Here is a 20,207-nt window from a genome sequence, read left to right on the forward strand (position 1 = left end):
TTCCTTATGAGAGCAAGTGCTTAACGCCAGCCTGCTCTTCGAGTAACTCATTCAAGGTGTGGGTCATGCGATCACGGGAGAATGCATCGATCTCTAAACCCTCGATCATTTTGTATTCGCCGTTTTCGCAAACAACTGGGAAGCCATAAATCACTTCAGCAGGAATATCGTATTCGCCCTTAGAAGGAATGCCCATCGTTACCCACTTACCGTTAGTACCGAGCACCCAATCATGGATGTGATCAATCGCTGCATTTGCTGCAGAAGCTGCAGAAGAAAGGCCGCGCGCTTCAATGATGGCTGCACCACGTTTGCCAACAGTAGGAATGAATACATCTTTGTTCCAAGCAGCATCGTTAATGGAGTCTTTTACTGACTTGCCATCGATAGTTGCAAAGCGATAGTCTGGGTACATTGTTGGGCTGTGGTTACCCCATACAACCAATTTCTCAATGTCAGCAACTGGCTTGTTCAACTTGCTAGCCAATTGTGAGAGGGCGCGGTTGTGATCAAGGCGTAACATCGCTGTGAAATTCTTCGCAGGAATATCTGGAGCAGATTTCATGGCGATGTACGCATTGGTATTTGCTGGATTACCAACAACCAATACTTTTACAGTCTTCTTAGCAACTGCATTTAATGCTTTGCCTTGAGCTGTGAAAATTTGTGCGTTAGCGGAGAGCAAGTCTTTACGCTCCATGCCAGGACCACGTGGACGTGCGCCAACTAAAAGGGCAACGTCGATATCTTTAAAAGCGGTCATGGGGTCAGAGTGCGCTGACATACCTGCCAATAGCGGGAATGCGCAGTCTTCCAATTCCATCATGACGCCAGTTAAGGCTTTTTGAGCTTTTTCATCAGGAATCTCAAGCAATTGCAGGATGACGGGCTGATCTTTGCCCAACAGGTCGCCATTGGCGATGCGGAATAGAAGGGAATATCCGATTTGACCGGCTGCACCGGTTACAGCGACACGCATTGGGGCTTTTGCCATTACTGAGAACTCCAAAGGAAGGTTAATTGGGTTAAATAAAGAAAACTTTTCTATTATCCATTCAAGTGTAGGGACTTTAGCTTTACACTGTCAATGATGTCTTATATAAGACTAGAATTACCTTGAATTTTATCCAATTGACACGGCCTGGAGTTAATTTGTCTGATGTGAATTTGCCTGTTGCCTCATTTAGCCCTCTGTACGAACAGATCAAGGCGATGATTTTGGCTAGTTTGCAAGCCTCGGAATGGCTTCCGGGGATGGCTATTCCTAGTGAAATGGAGCTAGCAGCCCGTTATGCCGTGAGCCAAGGCACTGTCCGCAAAGCCATTGATGAGCTGGCCGCCCAGAATTTACTGGTTCGCCGCCAAGGGAAGGGCACCTTTGTCGCCACCCATCAAGAAGACGACTGGCAATATCGTTTTTTACGCTTAGCCCCGGATTCTGGTGAGAAATTTCACCTAACTAACCAGTTTTTGACCTGCGAAAAGATTAAGGCTACGGCTTACGTGGCTAATTTGCTCAAATTAAAGGCAGGTGACCCGATTATTCATATCGACCGGGTTCAGAGTTTTGCAGGAAAGCCCATTGTTTTTGAAGAGATTTTTCTACCTGGAGCTCGTTTTAAGGGCTTAGATCTTGAGGCGCTCAATGCATGGCATGGTCCTGTATACGCATTTTATGAGGGGCACTACGCCACCCATATGGTGCGTGCAGAAGAAAAAATTAAGGCTGTAGCTGCTGATGAAATGCTGGCAAAACACCTTCATCTGGAGGAGGGTGCGCCACTCCTTTCTGTAGAGCGGGTAGCTTTCACCTACGGGAATAAACCAGTAGAAATTCGTCACGCTAGATACGACACTTCAGAGCAGCATTACGAAAACAAATTGAACTAAGTGCGTTGATGAACATATCCGTTAAAACCCCTATTAAACCCCTATAAACCCGTAAAAATCCCCACCAGCCCTAAGGTTTCCAATAGAATATGTTGCGATACAACAAAACCACAATGAACCTCCACCTAAAGATAGAGATTACCCATGGTTGATTCACAGCAAAACGTAAAAAAAGATAGACCGGTTTACCGAAATATTGGTCTTGCCCAGTTGATTAAATACCGCCTTCCTTGGGCCGGCAAAGTCTCCATTCTTCATCGTATTAGCGGGGCAGCGATGTTCCTCTTGTTGCCATTTATTTTGTATCTCTTCGATCAGAGCCTTGCGTCTGAGCTGAGCTACCAAAAATTCCAAGCGTTCACCGGCAACATTTTGGTCAAGATTATTTGCCTCGGCTTGATCTGGTCTTTCTTGCACCACTTCTGTGCTGGTATTCGCTACCTTTTGCTCGATTTAGAAATCGGCGTTGAGAAGTCTGAAGCAAATCGTTCAGCCATTTTTGTTTTGTTCCTCGGCTTGGCTTTGACTGCTGTAGTGGGTCTCAAATTATTCGGCGTGTACTAAGCGCACATCATTTAAGGAAATTTCATGCCTATTTATCAAATTGGACCAAAGCGCTTAGTTGTAGGCGCGCACTACGGCCTTAAAGAATGGATCATCCAGCGCGTTACTGCGATAGTGATGGTGGTATTTACGATTGTTTTGTTAGTGGACTATTGCATTACTGGCAGCGCTACTTATGAAGGTTGGTCTGCTTTGTTCAGCAACCAATTTATGAAGTTATTGACGCTCTTGGCGTTCATCAGTCTGTTCTATCACGCCTGGATTGGTATCCGTGATATCTGGATGGATTACATCAAGCCCGTCAGCATTCGTTTAACACTCCAAGTGTTAACTGTTCTGTATCTCGTAGCCTGTGCGGCCTATGCCGTGCAAATTTTGTGGAAAGTGTAATTCGATGACTGCAATTAAAAAATCATTGCCACGCCGCCGTTTTGATGCGGTGATTATTGGGGCAGGTGGTTCCGGTATGCGCGCATCTTTACAGTTGGCTGAAGCCGGCTTGAATGTTGCTGTGCTAACTAAGGTATTTCCAACACGTTCACATACAGTTGCTGCCCAAGGTGGTATCGGTGCCTCATTAGGCAATATGAGTGAAGACAATTGGCACTATCATTTCTATGACACCATCAAGGGATCTGACTGGTTAGGTGACCAAGACGTGATCGAGTTCATGTGTCGCGAAGCTCCAAAAGTCGTTTATGAGTTGGAGCACTTCGGCATGCCATTTGACCGTAACCCAGATGGCACGATTTATCAGCGTCCATTCGGTGGCCACACAGCAAATTACGGCGAGAAGCCTGTGCAACGTGCTTGTGCTGCTGCTGACCGTACTGGTCATGCCATGTTGCATACCTTGTATCAACGTAACGTGCGCGCTAAAACAAACTTCTTTGTTGAGTGGTTAGCGCTCGATTTGATTCGTGATGATGCAGGTGATGTTGTTGGTGTTACTGCGCTCGAAATGGAAACAGGCCAGGTTTATATCTTGGAAGCCAAGATTGTGATGTTGGCAACTGGTGGTGCGGGCCGTATTTGGGATGCATCAACAAACGCGTTTATTAATACCGGCGACGGTATGGGCCTTGCAGCCCGCGCAGGTATTCCATTGGAAGATATGGAATTCTGGCAATTCCACCCAACTGGCGTAGCTGGTGCAGGCGTGTTGTTGACAGAAGGTTGCCGCGGTGAAGGCGGTATCTTGCGTAATAAAGATGGCGAGCGTTTCATGGAGCGTTATGCGCCAACCTATAAAGATTTGGCCCCACGCGATTTCGTATCCCGCTGCATGGACCAGGAAATTAAAGAAGGGCGCGGTTGCGGTCCTAACGGTGACTATGTTGTGCTCGATCTGACACACATTGGCGCCGAGACCATCATGAAGCGTTTGCCTTCTGTTTATGAGATTGGTATTAACTTTGCGAACGTTGATGTCACTAAAGAGCCAATTCCAGTAGTGCCTACGATTCACTATCAGATGGGCGGCATTCCAACAAACATCAATGGCCAAGTGGTTGTTCCTGCAAACGGTATCCACAATGAAATCGTCAATGGTTTGTATGCAATTGGTGAGTGTTCATGCGTATCTGTGCACGGTGCGAACCGCTTAGGTACTAACTCATTGCTCGATCTATTAGTATTCGGTCGTGCAGCTGGTAACCACATTGTTGGCCTAGATCTGAAAAATCGCGAGTTCAAGCCGTTGCCTGCGAATGCTGGTGAGCAAACATTGGAGCGTATTGCGAAGTTGGATAACTCAACTTCAGGCGAGTACGCGCAAGACGTTGCAAACGATATTCGTAAGTGCATGCAGAAATATGCTGGCGTGTTCCGTAATCAAGAGTTGATGGATGAAGGTGTTCGTCAAATGGCTAAATTGACAGAGCGCGCTAAACACTTATGGGTTAAAGATAAGTCCGAGATTTTCAATACAGCACGTATTGAGGCTTTGGAAGTGGCTAACTTAGTTGAGACTGCAAATGCAACCATGATTTCTGCTGCAGCTCGCAAAGAGAGTCGTGGCGCACATTCGCATGATGACCACCAAGAGCGCGATGATGAGAATTGGATGAAGCACACCCTTTGGTACAGCGAGGGAAATAAGCTTTCTTACAAGCCAGTTGTCTTGAAGCCTCTCACTGTTGAGTCCTTCCCTCCTAAAGAACGTACTTTCTAAGCAAAAGAGATAGAAGATGAGTGATATCCGTATATTCGAAATTTACCGCTACGATCCAGATGTCGATGCTGCTCCACGCATGCAACGTTATGAGTTAGAACTCACTGGTGAGCGTATGTTGTTGGACGCTTTGATTTCTTTGAAGAAGCAAGACGAAACAATTTCTTATCGTCGTTCATGCCGTGAAGGTGTGTGCGGTTCAGATGCTATGAACATCAACGGTAAAAATGGTTTGGCTTGTCTGACTAATATGTTGACTTTGCCTAAGGTCATTACATTGCGCCCATTGCCTGGCTTGCCAGTCGTGCGAGATTTGATCGTCGACATGACTTTGTTCTTCAAGCAATATTTATCTATCAAGCCTTACTTGGTAAATGACAATCCTCCTCCTGAAAAAGAGCGTCTCCAGAGTCCTGAAGAGCGTGAAGAGTTGAATGGCTTGTATGAGTGCATCTTGTGCGCATCATGCTCAACTTCATGCCCATCTTTCTGGTGGAATCCAGACAAGTTCGTTGGTCCAGCTGGTTTGTTGCAGGCTTATCGCTTTATTGCGGATAGCCGTGATGAAGACACCAATCAGCGCTTGGATAATTTGGAAGACCCATACCGCCTGTTCCGTTGCCACACCATCATGAATTGCGTAGACGTATGTCCTAAGCACTTGAACCCAACCAAGGCAATTGGCAAGATCAAGGAGTTGATGGTTCGTAGGGCAGTATGACCCTCAGTAATGCAGAGTTATATCGTTTAAAGAGTGATGCTCGTAGGGGCTTGCTAGAGAACGACTTAATTCTGCGGCGTTTCTTTGAGCGTTACGACGCTCAATTAAGCGTTGAAGATGGAAAAGTTTTAAGCCAGTTATTAGCTTTAGAGGACAACGACTTGATGGATTTATTGATTGGTCGTAAAGACTCTGTAGCCAGCCTGGAGAAAGAGATGCAAACAGACTCTTTCAAGATGGTTTTACAAAGGCTGAGAGAGAAGTAATTCAGCTTTTTGGTGCAGTGGCGTTATAGACGCATGATTGAATAGTGTATTAATCATAATTTTGAATGACTAAGGATTAGAAATGATTGAATCGGACATCAAAGCAAAACTCTCGTTTTCGGATGGAACACCAGATATTGATCTGCCAATTTACAAGGGGACAGTGGGTCCTGATGTAATCGACATTCGTAAGCTCTATGGTCAGACTGGCAAGTTTACTTACGACTCAGGCTTCTTATCTACTGCGTCATGTAATAGCAAAATTACCTATATCGATGGCGATAAGGGTGAGTTGCTCTATCGCGGCTACCCAATTGAAGATTTAGCTAATAACTGCGACTTCTTGGAAGTTTGCTACCTCTTGATCAATGGTGAATTGCCTAATGCCACTGAGAAAAAAGACTTTGAAGAAATGGTCATGCACCACACGATGGTTCATGAGCAAATGCAATTTTTCTTGCGTGGTTTCCGTCGCGATGCGCATCCAATGTCGGTATTGACTGGCTTGGTTGGCGCAATGGCCGCTTTTTACCATGATGCGATTGACTACAGCCAGCCTAAAGCCCGCGAAGTGGCGCAAATTCGTTTGATTGCGAAGATGCCAACTTTGGTTGCGATGGCTTATAAATATTCTGTAGGTCAACCATTTATCTATCCAGATAACTCTTTGTCATACACCGCTAACTTTATGCGCATGATGTTTGCAACACCATGTGAAGAGTACAAAGTAAACCCAGTATTGGTTCGTGCTTTGGATCGCATCTTCACATTGCATGCAGATCATGAGCAAAATGCTTCCACTTCAACTGTGCGTCTGTGTGGTTCATCAGGCACCAATCCTTTTGCAGCGATCTCTGCTGGTATTGCTTGCCTCTGGGGCCCAGCTCACGGTGGTGCAAACGAAGCCTGCTTACAGATGTTGAACGAGATTCAAGCGAATGGTGGCGTAGAAAAGATTCATGAATTCATCGCTCAAGTTAAAGACAAGAACTCAAGTGTTCGTTTGATGGGCTTTGGTCACCGCGTTTATAAAAACTTTGACCCACGTGCAAAGTTGATGCGTGAAACTTGCTACGAAGTATTGAATGAACTTGGTCTCCAAGATGATCCATTGTTCAAGTTGGCCATGACTCTTGAGAAGATTGCTTTAGAGGACGACTATTTTGTAAGCCGTAAGCTCTATCCAAACGTAGACTTCTACTCAGGCATCGTGCAACGTGCTTTAGGTATCCCAACAGAAATGTTCACCTGTATTTTTGCCTTGGCAAGAACAGTAGGTTGGATTGCTCAGTGGGAAGAAATGATTACTGATCCTGAGTACAAAATTGGACGTCCACGTCAGTTGTACGTAGGCGAAACAGCGCGCAAGGTTCCGAACATCTCAGTTCGTAAATAAGGTATTTAAGGTCTCTCATGTCTCGTACGCTTTATGACAAATTGTGGGATGACCACGTTGTTTACTCTGAAGAAGATGGCACAGCCACAATTTATATTGATCGTCAGTTGCTGCATGAGGTAACCAGTCCGCAGGCATTTGAAGGTTTGAATTTGGCTGGCCGTCCAGTTTGGCGTATCTCCGCCAATTTGGCGGTTTCTGATCACAACGTACCAACAACTGATCGCTCCGAAGGAATTACTGATCCGATATCCAAGTTGCAAGTAGATACTTTGGATCAAAACTGCGATGCCTTTGGAATTACCCAATACAAGATGAACGACACCCGCCAAGGGATTGTTCATGTCATCGGGCCAGAGCAGGGCGCAACTTTGCCTGGCATGACCGTAGTTTGCGGCGACTCTCATACCAGCACCCATGGCGCCTTTGGTGCTTTGGCGTTTGGTATTGGCACTTCGGAAGTCGAGCACGTATTAGCAACCCAAACTTTGCTCATGAAGAAGAGCAAAAACATGTTGGTACGCGTTGATGGTCGCTTACAACCGGGCTCTACTGCTAAGGATATTGTTCTTGCAGTGATTGGCAAGATTGGTACTGCAGGTGGTACGGGTTACACCATTGAGTTTGCTGGTGAAGCCATTCGCAACCTTTCTATGGAAGGTCGTATGACTATCTGCAATATGGCGATTGAAGCTGGTGCTCGTGCCGGTTTAGTTGCTGTAGATGAAACTACGATTGAATATATTCAGGGTCGTCCATATGCGCCTAAGGGCCCAGCGATGTTGCAGGCATTGCAATATTGGAGAACCTTGCATTCAGATCCTGATGCAAAGTTTGATGCCGTAGTCGAATTGCGTGCAGAAGAAATCGCTCCACAGGTTACCTGGGGAACTTCACCAGAAATGGTGCTGCCGATTAGTGAGCGTGTTCCTGATCCAGAAAAAGAGCGTGATCCAAACAAGCGTTCAGCAATGGAGCGTGCTTTGGAGTACATGAACCTTACACCAAACACTCCTCTAAGCAGTATCTCTATAGATAAAGTATTTATCGGCTCATGCACTAACAGTCGCATTGAAGATATGCGTGCTGCTGCTAAGGTTGTAGATCGCTTAGGTAAAAAAGTTGCTGCCAATGTGAAGTTGGCATTAGTTGTTCCTGGTTCTGGTTTGGTAAAAGCCCAAGCAGAGCGTGAAGGCTTGGATCGTATATTCAAGGCTGCTGGCTTTGAATGGCGTGAACCTGGTTGCTCTATGTGCTTGGCCATGAATGCTGATCGCTTGGAGCCGGGAGAGCGTTGCGCCTCAACATCGAATCGCAACTTCGAAGGTCGTCAAGGCAATGGTGGTCGCACGCATTTGGTTAGCCCTGCAATGGCAGCTGCTGCAGCGATCGAAGGTCACTTTGTTGATGTACGTAAGATTTCATAAGGAAACTGATTAATGAAATTTTCTTCACTCTCTTTAATTTCTAGACTAGCAATTATTGGCGTCGCTGGAATCATTATTTCTGCATGTAGCAGCACCATGGAAGGTGTTGGTAAGGACTTGCAGAACATGGGAACCTCCATGGGCGGATCAAGCAATACACAGCAAAACAATCAATCTCAAACCAAGGGTAAGGATGTTGTTATTACCCCTGTGAAGTAAACATTTAGAGCAAATAGAGTAAAAGTCGAATCATGGAAAAATTTACGGTATACAAAGGTTTAGTTGCTCCGCTTAATCGCGAGAACGTGGATACCGATGCCATTATTCCGAAGCAATTCCTTAAATCAATCAAGAAGACTGGCTTTGGTCAAAACCTGTTTGATGAATGGCGTTACCTCGATCATGGTGAACCTGGTCAAGATTGCAGTACGCGTCCCATTAACCCGGACTTTGTGCTCAATCAACCACGCTACAAAGGTGCTGGCATTCTGTTGGCTCGCAAGAACTTTGGCTGCGGCAGTTCCCGTGAGCATGCTCCCTGGGCCTTGGATCAATTTGGCTTTAGAGCAGTGATTGCCCCTAGTTTTGCAGATATCTTTTACAACAACTGCTTCAAAAACGGTGTTTTGCCGATTGTTTTGACTGAAATGCAGGTTGACCATCTTTTTAACGAAACCCAAGCGTTTAACGGCTATCAATTAACAATTGATCTAGCAGCACAGCAGGTTATTACCCCTGATGGCACTGCTTATAGCTTCGAAGTAGCCCCATTTAGAAAGTATTGCCTTCTTAACGGCTTAGACGATATTGGCCTAACCCTGCAACATGCAGATAAAATCAAGGCTTATGAAGCCGAGCGCATTCTAAAAATGCCTTGGCTTGCGACACAATTGCCGTAATTTCGTTGATTTAAAGGCCTTTCATGAAAATTGCAGTTCTACCGGGCGATGGTATCGGCCCGGAAATCGTTGCTCAAGCCGTTCGAGTGCTCCAAGCGCTTGGCCCAAAGTTTGATTTAGAAGAAGCCCCCGTAGGCGGAGCAGCTTATGACGTCGCTGGACATCCTTTGCCACCAGCCACCCTAGAGCTTGCTAAAAAAGCGGATGCTATTTTGTTTGGTGCGGTAGGTGATTGGAAGTACGACACGCTTGCACGCGAACTGCGCCCCGAACAAGCCATCTTGGGTTTGCGTAAACACCTCGAGTTGTTTGCTAATTTCAGACCAGCAATTTGCTATCCAGAACTTACAGCTGCATCCAGCCTTAAGCCAGAAATCATTGGTGGCTTGGATATCTTGATTGTGCGTGAGCTTAATGGTGATATTTACTTTGGTCAGCCACGCGGTATTCGCACTTCAGAGTTGCCTTTGTTCAAGGGCGCTCGTGAAGGTTTTGACACCATGCATTACAGCGAACCTGAAGTAGAGCGCATTGGATATGTTGCTTTTGAAGCAGCACGCAAGCGTGGCAAGAAGGTTTGTAGCGTAGACAAGGCAAACGTATTGGAAACTTCTCAGCTTTGGCGTGAAGTCATGATTCGGGTTTCTAAAGACTATCCAGATGTTGAGTTATCCCATATGTATGTGGATAACGCTGCGATGCAGTTGGTTAAAGCGCCTAAAGCATTTGATGTAGTGGTAACTGGCAATCTGTTTGGTGACATCTTGTCTGATGAAGCCGCAATGTTGACCGGTTCAATCGGTATGTTGCCATCTGCATCCCTGGATAAGAACAACAAGGGCTTATACGAGCCAAGTCATGGTTCTGCGCCGGATATCGCTGGTAAGGGTATCGCCAATCCATTGGCAACCATTTTGTCTGCAGCAATGATGTTGCGTTATTCATTAGGTATGCCTGCAGAAGCAGATCGCATTGAAAAAGCAGTGCAGAAAGTCTTAGCGCAAGGTTTAAGAACGGCAGACATTTATACCGAAGGCACGAAAAAAGTATCAACAGTTGAAATGGGCGATGCTGTAGTTGCAGCACTTGCGTAATAAATTAACTAGAAGCAAATCAAATACATTCATTAGATAGTTCATCATGGCAAATTCAAAAACACCTTTAGTTGGTTTAGTTGGCTGGCGCGGTATGGTTGGTAGCGTTCTCATGGAGAGAATGTTGGCTGAAAAAGACTTCGACCTGATCGAGCCTGTATTTTTTAGTACCAGCCAAGCGGGTGGTGTTGTGCCTTTGCTCAATGGTCAAAAAGTGACTAAGAGCGAAAGCACTTTGCAAGATGCGAATGACATCAAAGCATTGTCACGTTGCGACATCATCTTGACTTGCCAAGGTGGCGATTACACCAATGACATCTTCCCTAAGCTGCGTACAGCAGGGTGGAATGGTCACTGGATTGATGCTGCTAGTGCATTGCGTATGAAGGATGACGCAGTATTGGTTTTAGATCCTGTTAATCGCCCGGTGATTGATAAGGCTTTGGCTGCTGGTGGGAAGAATTGGATCGGCGCTAATTGCACTGTGAGTTTGATGATGATGGCTATGGGTGGCTTGGTTAAGGCTGACATGGTTGAGTGGATTAGCGCGATGACTTATCAAGCAGCTTCTGGTGCTGGCGCTCAAAACATGCGCGAGCTATTGCTGCAGATGGGTGCTTTGCGTGACAGCGTTGCTACTGAGTTGGCTGATCCATCATCTTGGATTCTCGATATTGACCGCAAGGTTACTGAGACATTGCGCTCTTCTGAGTTCCCGAAAAAGAATTTCCGTAACACTGCTTTAGCGGGTAGCCTGATTCCATGGATCGACGTACCTGTTGAGAATGGTCAAACTAAAGAAGAATGGAAGGGTGGCGCTGAGTTCAATAAGATCTTAGGTCGACCTGCATTCCGCACACCTGGCAGCATTCCAATCGATGGTTTATGCGTTCGTGTAGGTGCGATGCGCTGCCATTCACAAGGTTTGACTGTGAAACTCAAAAAAGATATTCCACTGAAAGAGATTGAGGCAATCTTGGCCGCAGATAATCAGTGGGTCAAAGTGGTTCCAAATGATCGCGAAACTACTGAGCGTGATTTATCGCCTGCTGCTGTCAGCGGTACATTGACTGTACCTATTGGCCGTTTGCATAAGATGGCAATGGGCCCAGAGTATTTGGGGGCCTTTACTGTTGGCGACCAACTCTTGTGGGGTGCTGCTGAGCCATTGCGCCGCATGTTGCGCATTTTGCTTGAGAAGTAATTTCACTTTTATGTTTCGTATTGGTCAACTAGGCTTAAAGCTACTTTGTGTTGTTCTGCTTGGTTGGTCATCTATTGCTGGTGCGATTAGCTTAGGCGCTCCTCAACTTCAGTCACGCCCTGGTGAGCCACTCCGTGTTGAGATCCCAATTCGGGCTGGAGTGGATGAGCAGGCTGCTTTATCTAGCCTGAATGTGACAATGCCTAATAAGGCATCTTATGAGCGCTTAGGCATTTCACAAAAGATTCTTGACCTCAATCCGCAGGCAATGGTGTATCGCAATCGTCAAGAGCAACTGATGGTATTGGTAGAGACAGTCAATTCTGTACCGATGACCGATGATCCATTCTTAGATGTATTGGTTAATCTCAATTGGTCTAGCGGTAGCCTTACCAAGACATTCACATTGTTACTCGGTGATGTGCAGAAGATCACCGTAAAGCCGGGGCAGTCCTTATCTGAAATAGCTGCCATCATGGCGCCCCAATTGGATGGTGCTACCTTAGATCAAACCATGATGGCCCTGTATAAGGCCAATCCCGATGCGTTTGCTAGCGGTAGCATCAATCGCTTGGCCGCCGGAGCTGAGTTGTCCAAACCCAGTCAGGCGCTACTTCGTTCTATTAGTCCGGCAGAGGCAAATCAGTTCGTCGCAGATGCTAACGAACAGTGGCGCGCAGAGCATGGCGAAAAAGAAGCAGGCACCGCTAATGGAAAATCAGGTAATGCTAAAACAGGGGAAGTTGTTCCCAAGGATCGACTGAAGATTGGCTCAAGCGCTGATGGCAACGATCAAGAGCGTCGCTACACTGAAGAGTTGGTTGCTCAAGAGAAGATGTTAGAGCAGACTAAAGCTCGAGTTGCTGAGTTAGAAAAGAATATTGCTGACTTACAGAGACTCCTAGATAAATCTAAGGAGAAGAAAGCGGTCGACAGCAATTTTGGCTTAGGTGGATTTGGCCCGGCTATCCTGGCTATTGGTCTGATTGGCTTAACCGGTTTATTGCTCTGGGGATTAGCCCGCAATGCGCGTCGCTCAGAGGCACCAAGCTTTCATGCTGATACACATCATGTTGCTAAAAATGAGAAACCTCCAGCCAGCTCTCATTTTGAAATGCCGGCTCGTGCAAAGGCATTGTTTGATGGCATAGATCTTGATCTTTCAAAGCCTGCAAAAGAGGTTCCCGCAACAATAGCTGCCCCAGTGTCAAATCCACTTGCAGATACTTTGCGCGTCAAATTGAATCTAGCACGTGCTTACATCACTATTGAAGATTTCTCTGCAGCTAAAAAGTCTTTGGATGAAGTGCTTCGTATCAGTAATTCTGTCGATCCAGCCATCACCATTGAAGCGCAGGGCTTGTTGGCAGAAATCTCGCATCGCAATACCTGAACCATGCGCATAGCCCTTGGCCTTCAGTATGACGGCAGCCCCTATTCAGGCTGGCAAACCCAAGTAAATCACAACACAGTACAAGATGAATTAGAAAAGGCCATTACAGCCTTTGTTGGTGAGCAGGCTTGTGCAGAACAGCCCATTCATACAATCACCGCAGGCAGAACCGATGCTGGTGTACATGCCTTAGGACAGGTTGTGCACTTTGATACCAATGTTGAGCGTGAAGACTTTTCATGGGTAAGGGGTGTGAACTCATTCTTGCCGCCATCGATTGTTATTAACTGGGCAAAGCCAGTTTCCGATCAGTTCAGTGCGCGCTTCTCTGCTTATGAGCGCGAATATATTTATGCCTTGCAAGCGGGGCCTTGTCGTTCGCCGATGTCGCACTCACGCGCAGGTTACTTACTGGTGCCCCCAAATCAATGGCTTGATGTCAAGGCTATGAAAAAATCAGCTGAGTGCTTGATTGGCGAACACGACTTCAGTTCTTTTCGCTCATCTGAGTGCCAAAGTAAAACACCGGTAAAAACGATTTACTCCATTGAGATTGTTTCTGATCAACCATGGCTGTATTTCCGAATTCGGGGAAATGCTTTTTTGCATCACATGATCCGCAATGTGGTCGGCTGTTTTTTGCAAATTGGTCAGGGTAGACAAAAGCCCGAGTGGATGGCCGAAGTCTTGGCTGCTAAGAATAGGCAAATCGCCGCTCCTACTTTTATGGCCGATGGCCTATATTTGGCCAAAATCACTTATCCGGACGAATTTGCCATTCCCCAGCCTTGGTTAGAAAACTCCTGGTTACCGAACCAGGTCATCGGGAAACAAAAGAAATAAAGGCCCCAGGCTTTATCATTCATTTATGGGCTTACTGACATATTCTCCGGGCCGAACTAGGGTCAAAATCTGCGGTTTAAAGACTGCGGCTGACATCGATTCCGCAGTTTCTGCAGGGGTTGATGCGGTTGGCTTCGTCTTTTATCCGCCCAGTGTGCGTGCTGTGAGCCCTAATATCGCTGCGCAGCTCATTTCTAGGCTCCCAGCAGGGGTAGATGCCGTTGGACTAGTCGTCAATCCTACAGATGAAGAATTTGCCGCTATTCGGGCTGCTGCCTCAATCACCTTATGGCAGTTTCATGGGGATGAGACCCCAGAGCGCTGTGCCCAGCTTGCTGCAGGCGAGCCTTGGATGAAGGCTGCTCGTGTAGGAACTGGCTTCGCTTTTGACGATTTTTCCCTACAATATGGGGATGCAAATGCTTTTCTGCTGGATGCCCTGGTTGAGGGATACGGTGGCGGAGGCGTTCCTTTTGATTGGCAAGGGATTCCACAGACATGGGTAAGCGAAAACGCGCCTCGGGTCGTTTTGAGTGGTGGATTGAACACGCACAACGTGGGCGAGGCAGTTGCACGCCTGCATCCTTGCGCGGTTGACGTCAGTAGTGGCGTAGAAAGCAGCAGGGGTATTAAAGATCCTGCGCTCATGGCCCAATTTATTCAAGCAGTGCGCGCAGCGGATGCCAAAGCATCATCCCAATAATTTGCTGTAGATAAATCAAAAGAGGTAGCTATGTACGACAAGCCAGATGCACGAGGACACTTCGGTCCTTACGGCGGGGTGTTTGTTTCTGAGACATTGATGTTTGCCTTAGATGAGCTTAAAGAAGCTTATGCAAAGTATCAACACGATCCAAAATTCATTGAAGAGTTTCATTACGAGCTTAAACATTTTGTTGGTAGACCCTCTCCGGTTTATCACGCTAAGAGTTGGAGTGAAATGCTGGGTGGCGCACAAATTTATCTGAAGCGTGAAGATTTAAATCACACTGGTGCACACAAGATTAATAACGTGATTGGTCAAGCGATGTTGGCCAAGCGTATGGGTAAGCCTCGCATTATTGCTGAGACAGGAGCAGGGCAGCACGGTGTTGCTACAGCAACGATCTGCGCTCGCTTTGGCCTAGACTGCACGGTCTATCAAGGCTCTGTGGACGTAGCCCGTCAGGCGCAAAACGTATTCCGCATGAAACTACTTGGCGCTAAGGTAGTTCCAGTGGAGTCTGGTACCAAGACTTTGAAAGATGCGCTCAATGAAGCGATGCGCGATTGGGTTACCAATGTGGATAACACTTTCTACATCATTGGCACTGTCGCAGGACCACATCCTTATCCAATGATGGTGAGAGATTTTCAGAGCGTGATTGGTGAAGAGTGCAAAGTGCAGATGCCAGAGATGACTGGTCGTCAGCCTGACTATGTTTTAGCTTGTGTTGGCGGCGGCTCTAATGCGATGGGCATTTTTTATCCTTATATTGATTTCCCGGAAGTGAAACTCGTTGGTGTTGAAGCTGCAGGTCATGGCTTGGGAAGTGGTTTGCATTCAGCGGCCTTGTGCGTTGGAACACCTGGCGTGTTGCACGGCAACCGTACTTATTTATTGCAAGACAAGAATGGCCAGATCTCTGAAACACATTCTGTTTCTGCTGGTATGGACTATCCCGGTGTTGGTCCTGAACATGCATGGTTAAAAGATTCTGGTCGCGCAGACTATGTGGCGATTACAGATGAAGAGGCGCTCCAAGCATTCCATGATTGCTGCCAGATTGAAGGCATCATTCCTGCGCTTGAGTCTTCTCATGCCATTGCCTATGCCTGTAAGCTTGCTAAGACCTTGCCTAAAGACAAGACGATCTTGGTCAACCTCTCTGGCCGTGGTGATAAGGATATGCATACCGTTGCACAGGCAACAGGTTCAGAAGGTTAAGAAAGAGTTATGTCAAAAATTACTGCGCTCTTCAAGGAGCTAAAAGCAACAGGCAAAAAAGGATTGATCCCTTTTATTACTGCAGGCGATCCAGATCCTAAACAAACCGTTGAACTCATGCATGCATTAGTTCGCGGCGGTTCGAGTGTGATTGAGTTAGGTGTGCCATTTTCAGATCCAATGGCTGATGGTCCTGTCATTCAGAGATCATCGGAACGCGCACTGACTCAAGGTGTCACTTTGCATAGCTGCTTAGAGATGGTGAAAGAATTCCGCAAGCAGGATGCTAATACGCCAGTTGTTTTGATGGGTTATGCAAACCCAGTTGAGCAAATGGGAGCAGAGCGTTTTGCAACCGAAGCGAAGGCTGCCGGTGTCGACGGTGTTCTCGTAGTAGATTACCCACCAGAAGAGTGCGTGGACTTTGCCGCTCGTATGCGCGTTGCCGGCATTGATCCGATCTTCTTATTAGCGCCTACTTCATCACATGCGCGCATTAAAGAGGCGGCCAAAATAGCTTCAGGTTATATCTATTACGTTTCCATGAGAGGGGTTACTGGTGCTTCTAACCTCAATACTCAGGATGTCGCCAGCATCATCCCAAAAATTCGTGAAGAGACGGATATTCCGATTGCTGTAGGCTTTGGTATTAGCGATGCAGCTAGCGCCAAGGCGGTATCGGTAAGTGCTGATGCAGTGGTAATTGGCAGCCGAATTATTCGCCTTTTAGAGGATGCGCCCCCTGGGCAGGCGGTACAATCACTGGAAACCTTCATTCGTGAGATACGCGACGCATTGGATAGCTAAAAACTAATGAGCTGGATAGATAAATTACTCCCACCCCAAATTCAACATACTGACCCTGCAAATCGCAAGTCAGTGCCTGAGGGATTGTGGGTCAAGTGCCCCAGTTGTGAAACTGTTCTGTACAGCACTGATATTGAAGCCAATTTATCCGTTTGCCCAAAATGTAGTCATCACATGCGTATCGGAGCACGTCTGCGCTTAGACAGCTTATTAGATGAAAAAGGCCGCTACGAAATCGGTGCTGATATCTATCCAACTGACCCGCTGAAATTTAAAGACTCTAAAAAATACCCAGATCGCATTAAAGAAGCGAATGATGCTTCTGGTGAATCTGAAGCCTTGATTGTCATGGGCGGCAAGATTGAAGCCATTCCTGTAGTAGCTGCTTGTTTCGAATTCCAATACATGGGTGGCTCGATGGGCTCAGTAGTGGGTGAGCGTTTTGCCCGCGGAGTCCAAGAGGCAATTAATAAGAAGTGCGCCTTCATTTGTGTCACTGCTACTGGCGGTGCGCGTATGCAAGAAAGCTTGTTATCCCTTTTCCAAATGGCCAAGACCAACTCGATGTTGACCTTGTTGGCGAAAAAAGGCTTGCCTTATATCAGCGTGCTGACTGATCCGACGATGGGTGGTATTTCTGCAAGTTTTGCCTTCATGGGTGATGTAGTGATGGCTGAGCCAAAAGCCTTGATTGGTTTTGCCGGCCCACGCGTGATTGAGCAAACTGTTCGCGAAAAATTGCCTGAAGGATTCCAGAGATCTGAGTTCCTGATGCAAAAGGGCGGTATTGACATGATTGTTGATCGTCGTCAGATGCGCGGTGAAATCGCGCGTTTACTTGCTTTGTTACAAAAGCTTCCTGAGCCTGCTATCGCGGGTAGCGCAGTCGTTTAAGCGCTTGAGCTCAGCACACCAAGCCCCCATATTATTTCCTAGCCTAGAGGCTTGGCTTAGCCACCTCGAGACTGCTCACCCCGTTGGCATAGACATGGGGCTTGAGCGCATCAATCGCGTGAAGGCTGCATTAGATCTCCATTTTGATTGTCCAGTAATTACGGTTGCCGGTACGAATGGCAAAGGCTCGACCTGTGCATTTCTGGAGAGCATTCTGTTGGCTTCTGGCTATAGAGTCGGTTGCCATACCTCCCCACATTTACTCAAATTCAATGAGCGTGCACGTATCAATGGTGAAGATGTCAAAGACAATCTCTTGCTTGAACATTTTGCCGCTGTCGAAGAAGCTCGGGTGAGTCTAGTCGATGCACCGACCTTAACGTATTTTGAGTTCACTACTTTAGCCATCATGCATCTGTTTGCTAAATCCAATTTGGATGCAGTTGTCTTGGAAGTGGGTATGGGTGGTCGCTTAGATGCTGTCAACATCGTTGATGCTGATTGCGCAATTGTGACTAGTATCGATATTGATCATGCGGATTTTTTGGGTGGCACACGCGAAGCCATTGGCCTGGAAAAGGCGGGTATTTTCCGCCCAGGACATATCGCCGTATGCGGTGATCCTGTACCACCACAATCGCTGATTGATCATGCTGAAAAGTTAGGCTGCGATCTCTGGTTGCAGGGGCGTGACTACAACTTCCAGGGCGATAAACAGCAATGGGGTTGGGCAGGGCGCAAAAAGCGCTTTAGTGGGCTTGGGTACCCAGCGCTACGAGGCGCCAATCAGATTCTGAATGCCTCGGCAGTAATAGCCGCCTTGATGGCCTTACATCAGCGTCTACCAGTGAGCGCCCAGGACATTCGCAATGGTTTTGCATTGGTTGAGCTCCCAGGACGATTCCAGGTTCTCCCGGGTCAGCCTACCGTGGTATTGGATGTTGCTCACAATCCCCATGCTGCTGCTACCTTGGCTCAGGGGCTCGATAAGATGGGTTACCACCCCTACACCTATGCCATTTTTGGGGCTATGGCTGACAAGGATATTGAGGGGGTGATTAAACCCCTCTTAAACATCGTAGATTTCTGGTTTTGTACCGATTTACCGACCCCCAGAGCTGCCAGCGCTAAGGCCCTGGCCGAGAAGCTTGAATCTATGGGAGTAAAGCCAAAAAATGGGTCAGACGGGGGTATTGAATGCTTCCCAGAACCTGCTTTAGCGTATCAAAAAGCGCTATCTTTGGCGGGTGAGGGTGATAGAATTGTGACCTTCGGATCCTTCTATACCGTTGCAGGCGTAATGACTTACCGAAACAACCAGGCCCACTGATCCATGATTCGTTTACCAAGCTTTTTTAAGCGAAAAACCCAGTCTGATGACCTTGAAATAGGTTCAAGGGGTAGTCGCACCGCCAAACGAGCAGCCCCACGCAGTTTTCAGCGCGCAGCAGAAGCTGAAGAACTTGCCCTCACAGAAGATCCAGAACAACAAAGAGCGCGCCATCGCCTGATTGGTGCTGCTGTCCTCGTATTAATTGCTGTTATTGGCTTACCTCGTATTTTGGATAACAAACCAAAGGCATCATCTAACGATATCGCAGTAAACATTGTTACCAGCTTACCTATTCCTGGTACAGAACCTAAGGCTGAAGAGAAACCAAAAGTAGAGACTCCTGTTGAGCCTGCTAAAGAAGCTCCTAAGGTCGCCGCTGCACCTGCACCAGAAGTGAAGCCAGAAGTAAAAGTAGAGGCTAAGGTAGACGCTAAACCAGCGGCGCCGGCAGTAAATAAATCTGGCACATTAGGTTTGGCTGCGGGTGAAGAGGTGGTTGCTGCCGCAGGTCCTAAGGCTGACGCGAAGCCTAAGGCAGAAGATGCCCCCAAGCCTAGCGCTTCTGGATCGGGTAAGTACGTGATTCAGATTGGTGCCTTTGCTTCAGAAGAGCGCGCTAAAGGTTGGATTGCAAAGCTGAAAGATCAAAAGATTCCTAACTACGTCTTGAATAAGGCGGGTAGTGATGGCACAAAGCTATATGTATTACGTGCAGGGCCATATACAGATAAAGATGCTGCAGAAGCGGCGGAAAAGAAAATTAAGGCGATGGGTCTCTCACCAAGACTTGTCGAGTCCGGTAAGCAGTAATGGAATACTTGTCCACCCTCAAGCTAACATCGGTGGATTACTTCACCCTAGTTGTACTCTTGGTTTCTGCCTTGGTAGGTATCTCACGCGGTTTGTTTAAAGAGGTGCTTGCTTTAGCCTCGTGGTTCGCGGCCGCTTGGGTTGCTTATCACTACAGCAATTACCTCTCAACCGAGTGGCTCTCGACATTTCATTTGGATGAACTACTAAGTCTAGGTGTGAGCTTCATCATATTGTTTGTATTAACCCTCATCATCTGTGGATTGTTTGGTGGAGTAGTGCAGAAGATTATTTTGTCAGTAGGTCTTAGTCTTACAGACCGGTTTTTGGGTTTGATATTTGGCGTGATCCGTGGTGGCTTAGTCATAGTAGTGTTGGCTACCTTAGCGGCACTCACACCCATTCCGCAAAGTATGGCTTGGAAGAATGCTATTACCAGACCAGCAATTGATATGGCAACCGGTTTAATTAAAGGTTGGCTTCCTGCCGACTGGGCAAAACAATTAGGTGATGCAATGCCTAAAGTTAGCCCTACCATTGCTCCTAAATTAACAATAGGAATCTAG

General features: G+C 47.0%; 22 protein-coding genes. 21 read left to right on the forward strand and 1 reads right to left on the reverse strand.

The features are described from left to right. Window positions 1-4: 4 nt before the first annotated feature. Window positions 5-994 (reverse strand): malate dehydrogenase, encoded by a 990-nt coding sequence (locus ICV90_RS04100; protein ID WP_215359941.1) that lies wholly within the window; start codon window positions 992-994, stop codon window positions 5-7. A gap of 167 nt (window positions 995-1,161) precedes the next feature. On the opposite strand from ICV90_RS04100, the gene ICV90_RS04105 reads away from it, so the two are divergent. The 21 genes from ICV90_RS04105 to ICV90_RS04205 all read left to right on the forward strand — a co-directional run bounded on the left by ICV90_RS04105 (window position 1,162) and on the right by ICV90_RS04205 (window position 20,207). Next, complete coding sequence (locus ICV90_RS04105; protein WP_251367815.1) at window positions 1,162-1,890, forward strand: GntR family transcriptional regulator; 729 nt, start codon at window positions 1,162-1,164, stop codon at window positions 1,888-1,890. Window positions 1,891-2,034: 144 nt separating this feature from the next. Beyond that, window positions 2,035-2,454: a succinate dehydrogenase, cytochrome b556 subunit gene (gene sdhC / locus ICV90_RS04110; RefSeq protein WP_215321900.1), complete on the forward strand. Its 420-nt coding sequence runs from the start codon at window positions 2,035-2,037 to the stop codon at window positions 2,452-2,454. 24 nt (window positions 2,455-2,478) lie between these two features. Continuing rightward, complete coding sequence (sdhD, locus tag ICV90_RS04115; RefSeq protein WP_072582237.1) at window positions 2,479-2,844, forward strand: succinate dehydrogenase, hydrophobic membrane anchor protein; 366 nt, start codon at window positions 2,479-2,481, stop codon at window positions 2,842-2,844. A gap of 4 nt (window positions 2,845-2,848) precedes the next feature. Beyond that, window positions 2,849-4,627, forward strand: a complete 1,779-nt coding sequence (sdhA, locus tag ICV90_RS04120; protein WP_072582238.1) for a succinate dehydrogenase flavoprotein subunit — start codon at window positions 2,849-2,851, stop codon at window positions 4,625-4,627. 16 nt (window positions 4,628-4,643) lie between these two features. Beyond that, the gene (locus tag ICV90_RS04125) at window positions 4,644-5,348 is read left to right on the forward strand and encodes a succinate dehydrogenase iron-sulfur subunit (RefSeq protein WP_215359943.1); all 705 of its coding nucleotides are present in this window, start codon (window positions 4,644-4,646) and stop codon (window positions 5,346-5,348) included. After that, window positions 5,345-5,614, forward strand: coding sequence for a succinate dehydrogenase assembly factor 2 (locus tag ICV90_RS04130; protein ID WP_215359944.1), 270 nt, complete (start codon window positions 5,345-5,347; stop codon window positions 5,612-5,614). The genes ICV90_RS04125 and ICV90_RS04130 overlap by 4 nt, the downstream gene beginning before the upstream one ends. A gap of 82 nt (window positions 5,615-5,696) precedes the next feature. Beyond that, entirely contained in the window at window positions 5,697-7,010 is a 1,314-nt protein-coding gene (gene gltA / locus ICV90_RS04135; RefSeq protein ID WP_215359945.1) for a citrate synthase, read from the forward strand. Between the two features lie 17 nt (window positions 7,011-7,027). Next, the gene (leuC, locus tag ICV90_RS04140) at window positions 7,028-8,437 is read left to right on the forward strand and encodes a 3-isopropylmalate dehydratase large subunit (RefSeq protein WP_215359946.1); all 1,410 of its coding nucleotides are present in this window, start codon (window positions 7,028-7,030) and stop codon (window positions 8,435-8,437) included. A gap of 12 nt (window positions 8,438-8,449) precedes the next feature. Then, window positions 8,450-8,656, forward strand: a complete 207-nt coding sequence (locus ICV90_RS04145) for a hypothetical protein (RefSeq protein WP_215359947.1) — start codon at window positions 8,450-8,452, stop codon at window positions 8,654-8,656. Between the two features lie 32 nt (window positions 8,657-8,688). Next, the gene (leuD, locus tag ICV90_RS04150) at window positions 8,689-9,336 is read left to right on the forward strand and encodes a 3-isopropylmalate dehydratase small subunit (RefSeq protein ID WP_215359948.1); all 648 of its coding nucleotides are present in this window, start codon (window positions 8,689-8,691) and stop codon (window positions 9,334-9,336) included. Window positions 9,337-9,359: 23 nt separating this feature from the next. Further along, entirely contained in the window at window positions 9,360-10,430 is a 1,071-nt protein-coding gene (gene leuB, locus ICV90_RS04155; RefSeq protein WP_215359949.1) for a 3-isopropylmalate dehydrogenase, read from the forward strand. A gap of 46 nt (window positions 10,431-10,476) precedes the next feature. Then, window positions 10,477-11,634, forward strand: a complete 1,158-nt coding sequence (gene asd / locus ICV90_RS04160) for an aspartate-semialdehyde dehydrogenase (protein WP_215359951.1) — start codon at window positions 10,477-10,479, stop codon at window positions 11,632-11,634. A 10-nt stretch (window positions 11,635-11,644) separates the two neighbouring features. Further along, window positions 11,645-13,027, forward strand: a complete 1,383-nt coding sequence (locus ICV90_RS04165; RefSeq protein ID WP_215359953.1) for a FimV/HubP family polar landmark protein — start codon at window positions 11,645-11,647, stop codon at window positions 13,025-13,027. 3 nt (window positions 13,028-13,030) lie between these two features. Next, window positions 13,031-13,870: a tRNA pseudouridine(38-40) synthase TruA gene (gene truA, locus ICV90_RS04170; RefSeq protein ID WP_215359955.1), complete on the forward strand. Its 840-nt coding sequence runs from the start codon at window positions 13,031-13,033 to the stop codon at window positions 13,868-13,870. Window positions 13,871-13,895: 25 nt separating this feature from the next. After that, complete coding sequence (locus ICV90_RS04175; RefSeq protein ID WP_215359957.1) at window positions 13,896-14,573, forward strand: phosphoribosylanthranilate isomerase; 678 nt, start codon at window positions 13,896-13,898, stop codon at window positions 14,571-14,573. 30 nt (window positions 14,574-14,603) lie between these two features. Continuing rightward, complete coding sequence (trpB, locus tag ICV90_RS04180; RefSeq protein WP_215359959.1) at window positions 14,604-15,797, forward strand: tryptophan synthase subunit beta; 1,194 nt, start codon at window positions 14,604-14,606, stop codon at window positions 15,795-15,797. 9 nt (window positions 15,798-15,806) lie between these two features. Further along, window positions 15,807-16,604, forward strand: coding sequence for a tryptophan synthase subunit alpha (trpA, locus tag ICV90_RS04185; protein ID WP_215359961.1), 798 nt, complete (start codon window positions 15,807-15,809; stop codon window positions 16,602-16,604). A gap of 6 nt (window positions 16,605-16,610) precedes the next feature. Continuing rightward, window positions 16,611-17,498 (forward strand): acetyl-CoA carboxylase, carboxyltransferase subunit beta, encoded by an 888-nt coding sequence (gene accD / locus ICV90_RS04190; RefSeq protein ID WP_215359963.1) that lies wholly within the window; start codon window positions 16,611-16,613, stop codon window positions 17,496-17,498. Window positions 17,499-17,502: 4 nt separating this feature from the next. Beyond that, the gene (gene folC / locus ICV90_RS04195) at window positions 17,503-18,828 is read left to right on the forward strand and encodes a bifunctional tetrahydrofolate synthase/dihydrofolate synthase (RefSeq protein WP_215359965.1); all 1,326 of its coding nucleotides are present in this window, start codon (window positions 17,503-17,505) and stop codon (window positions 18,826-18,828) included. Window positions 18,829-18,831: 3 nt separating this feature from the next. Continuing rightward, window positions 18,832-19,641 carry an SPOR domain-containing protein gene (locus tag ICV90_RS04200; protein ID WP_215359967.1) on the forward strand — a complete coding sequence of 270 codons (810 nt, stop codon included), beginning with the start codon at window positions 18,832-18,834 and terminating at the stop codon, window positions 19,639-19,641. Next, a complete protein-coding gene (locus ICV90_RS04205; protein WP_215359969.1) occupies window positions 19,641-20,207 on the forward strand; it encodes a CvpA family protein in 567 nt (188 codons plus the stop codon). The genes ICV90_RS04200 and ICV90_RS04205 overlap by 1 nt, the downstream gene beginning before the upstream one ends.

Source organism: Polynucleobacter sp. JS-JIR-II-b4, assembly GCF_018687815.1.
Taxonomy (GTDB): Bacteria; Pseudomonadota; Gammaproteobacteria; order Burkholderiales; family Burkholderiaceae; genus Polynucleobacter.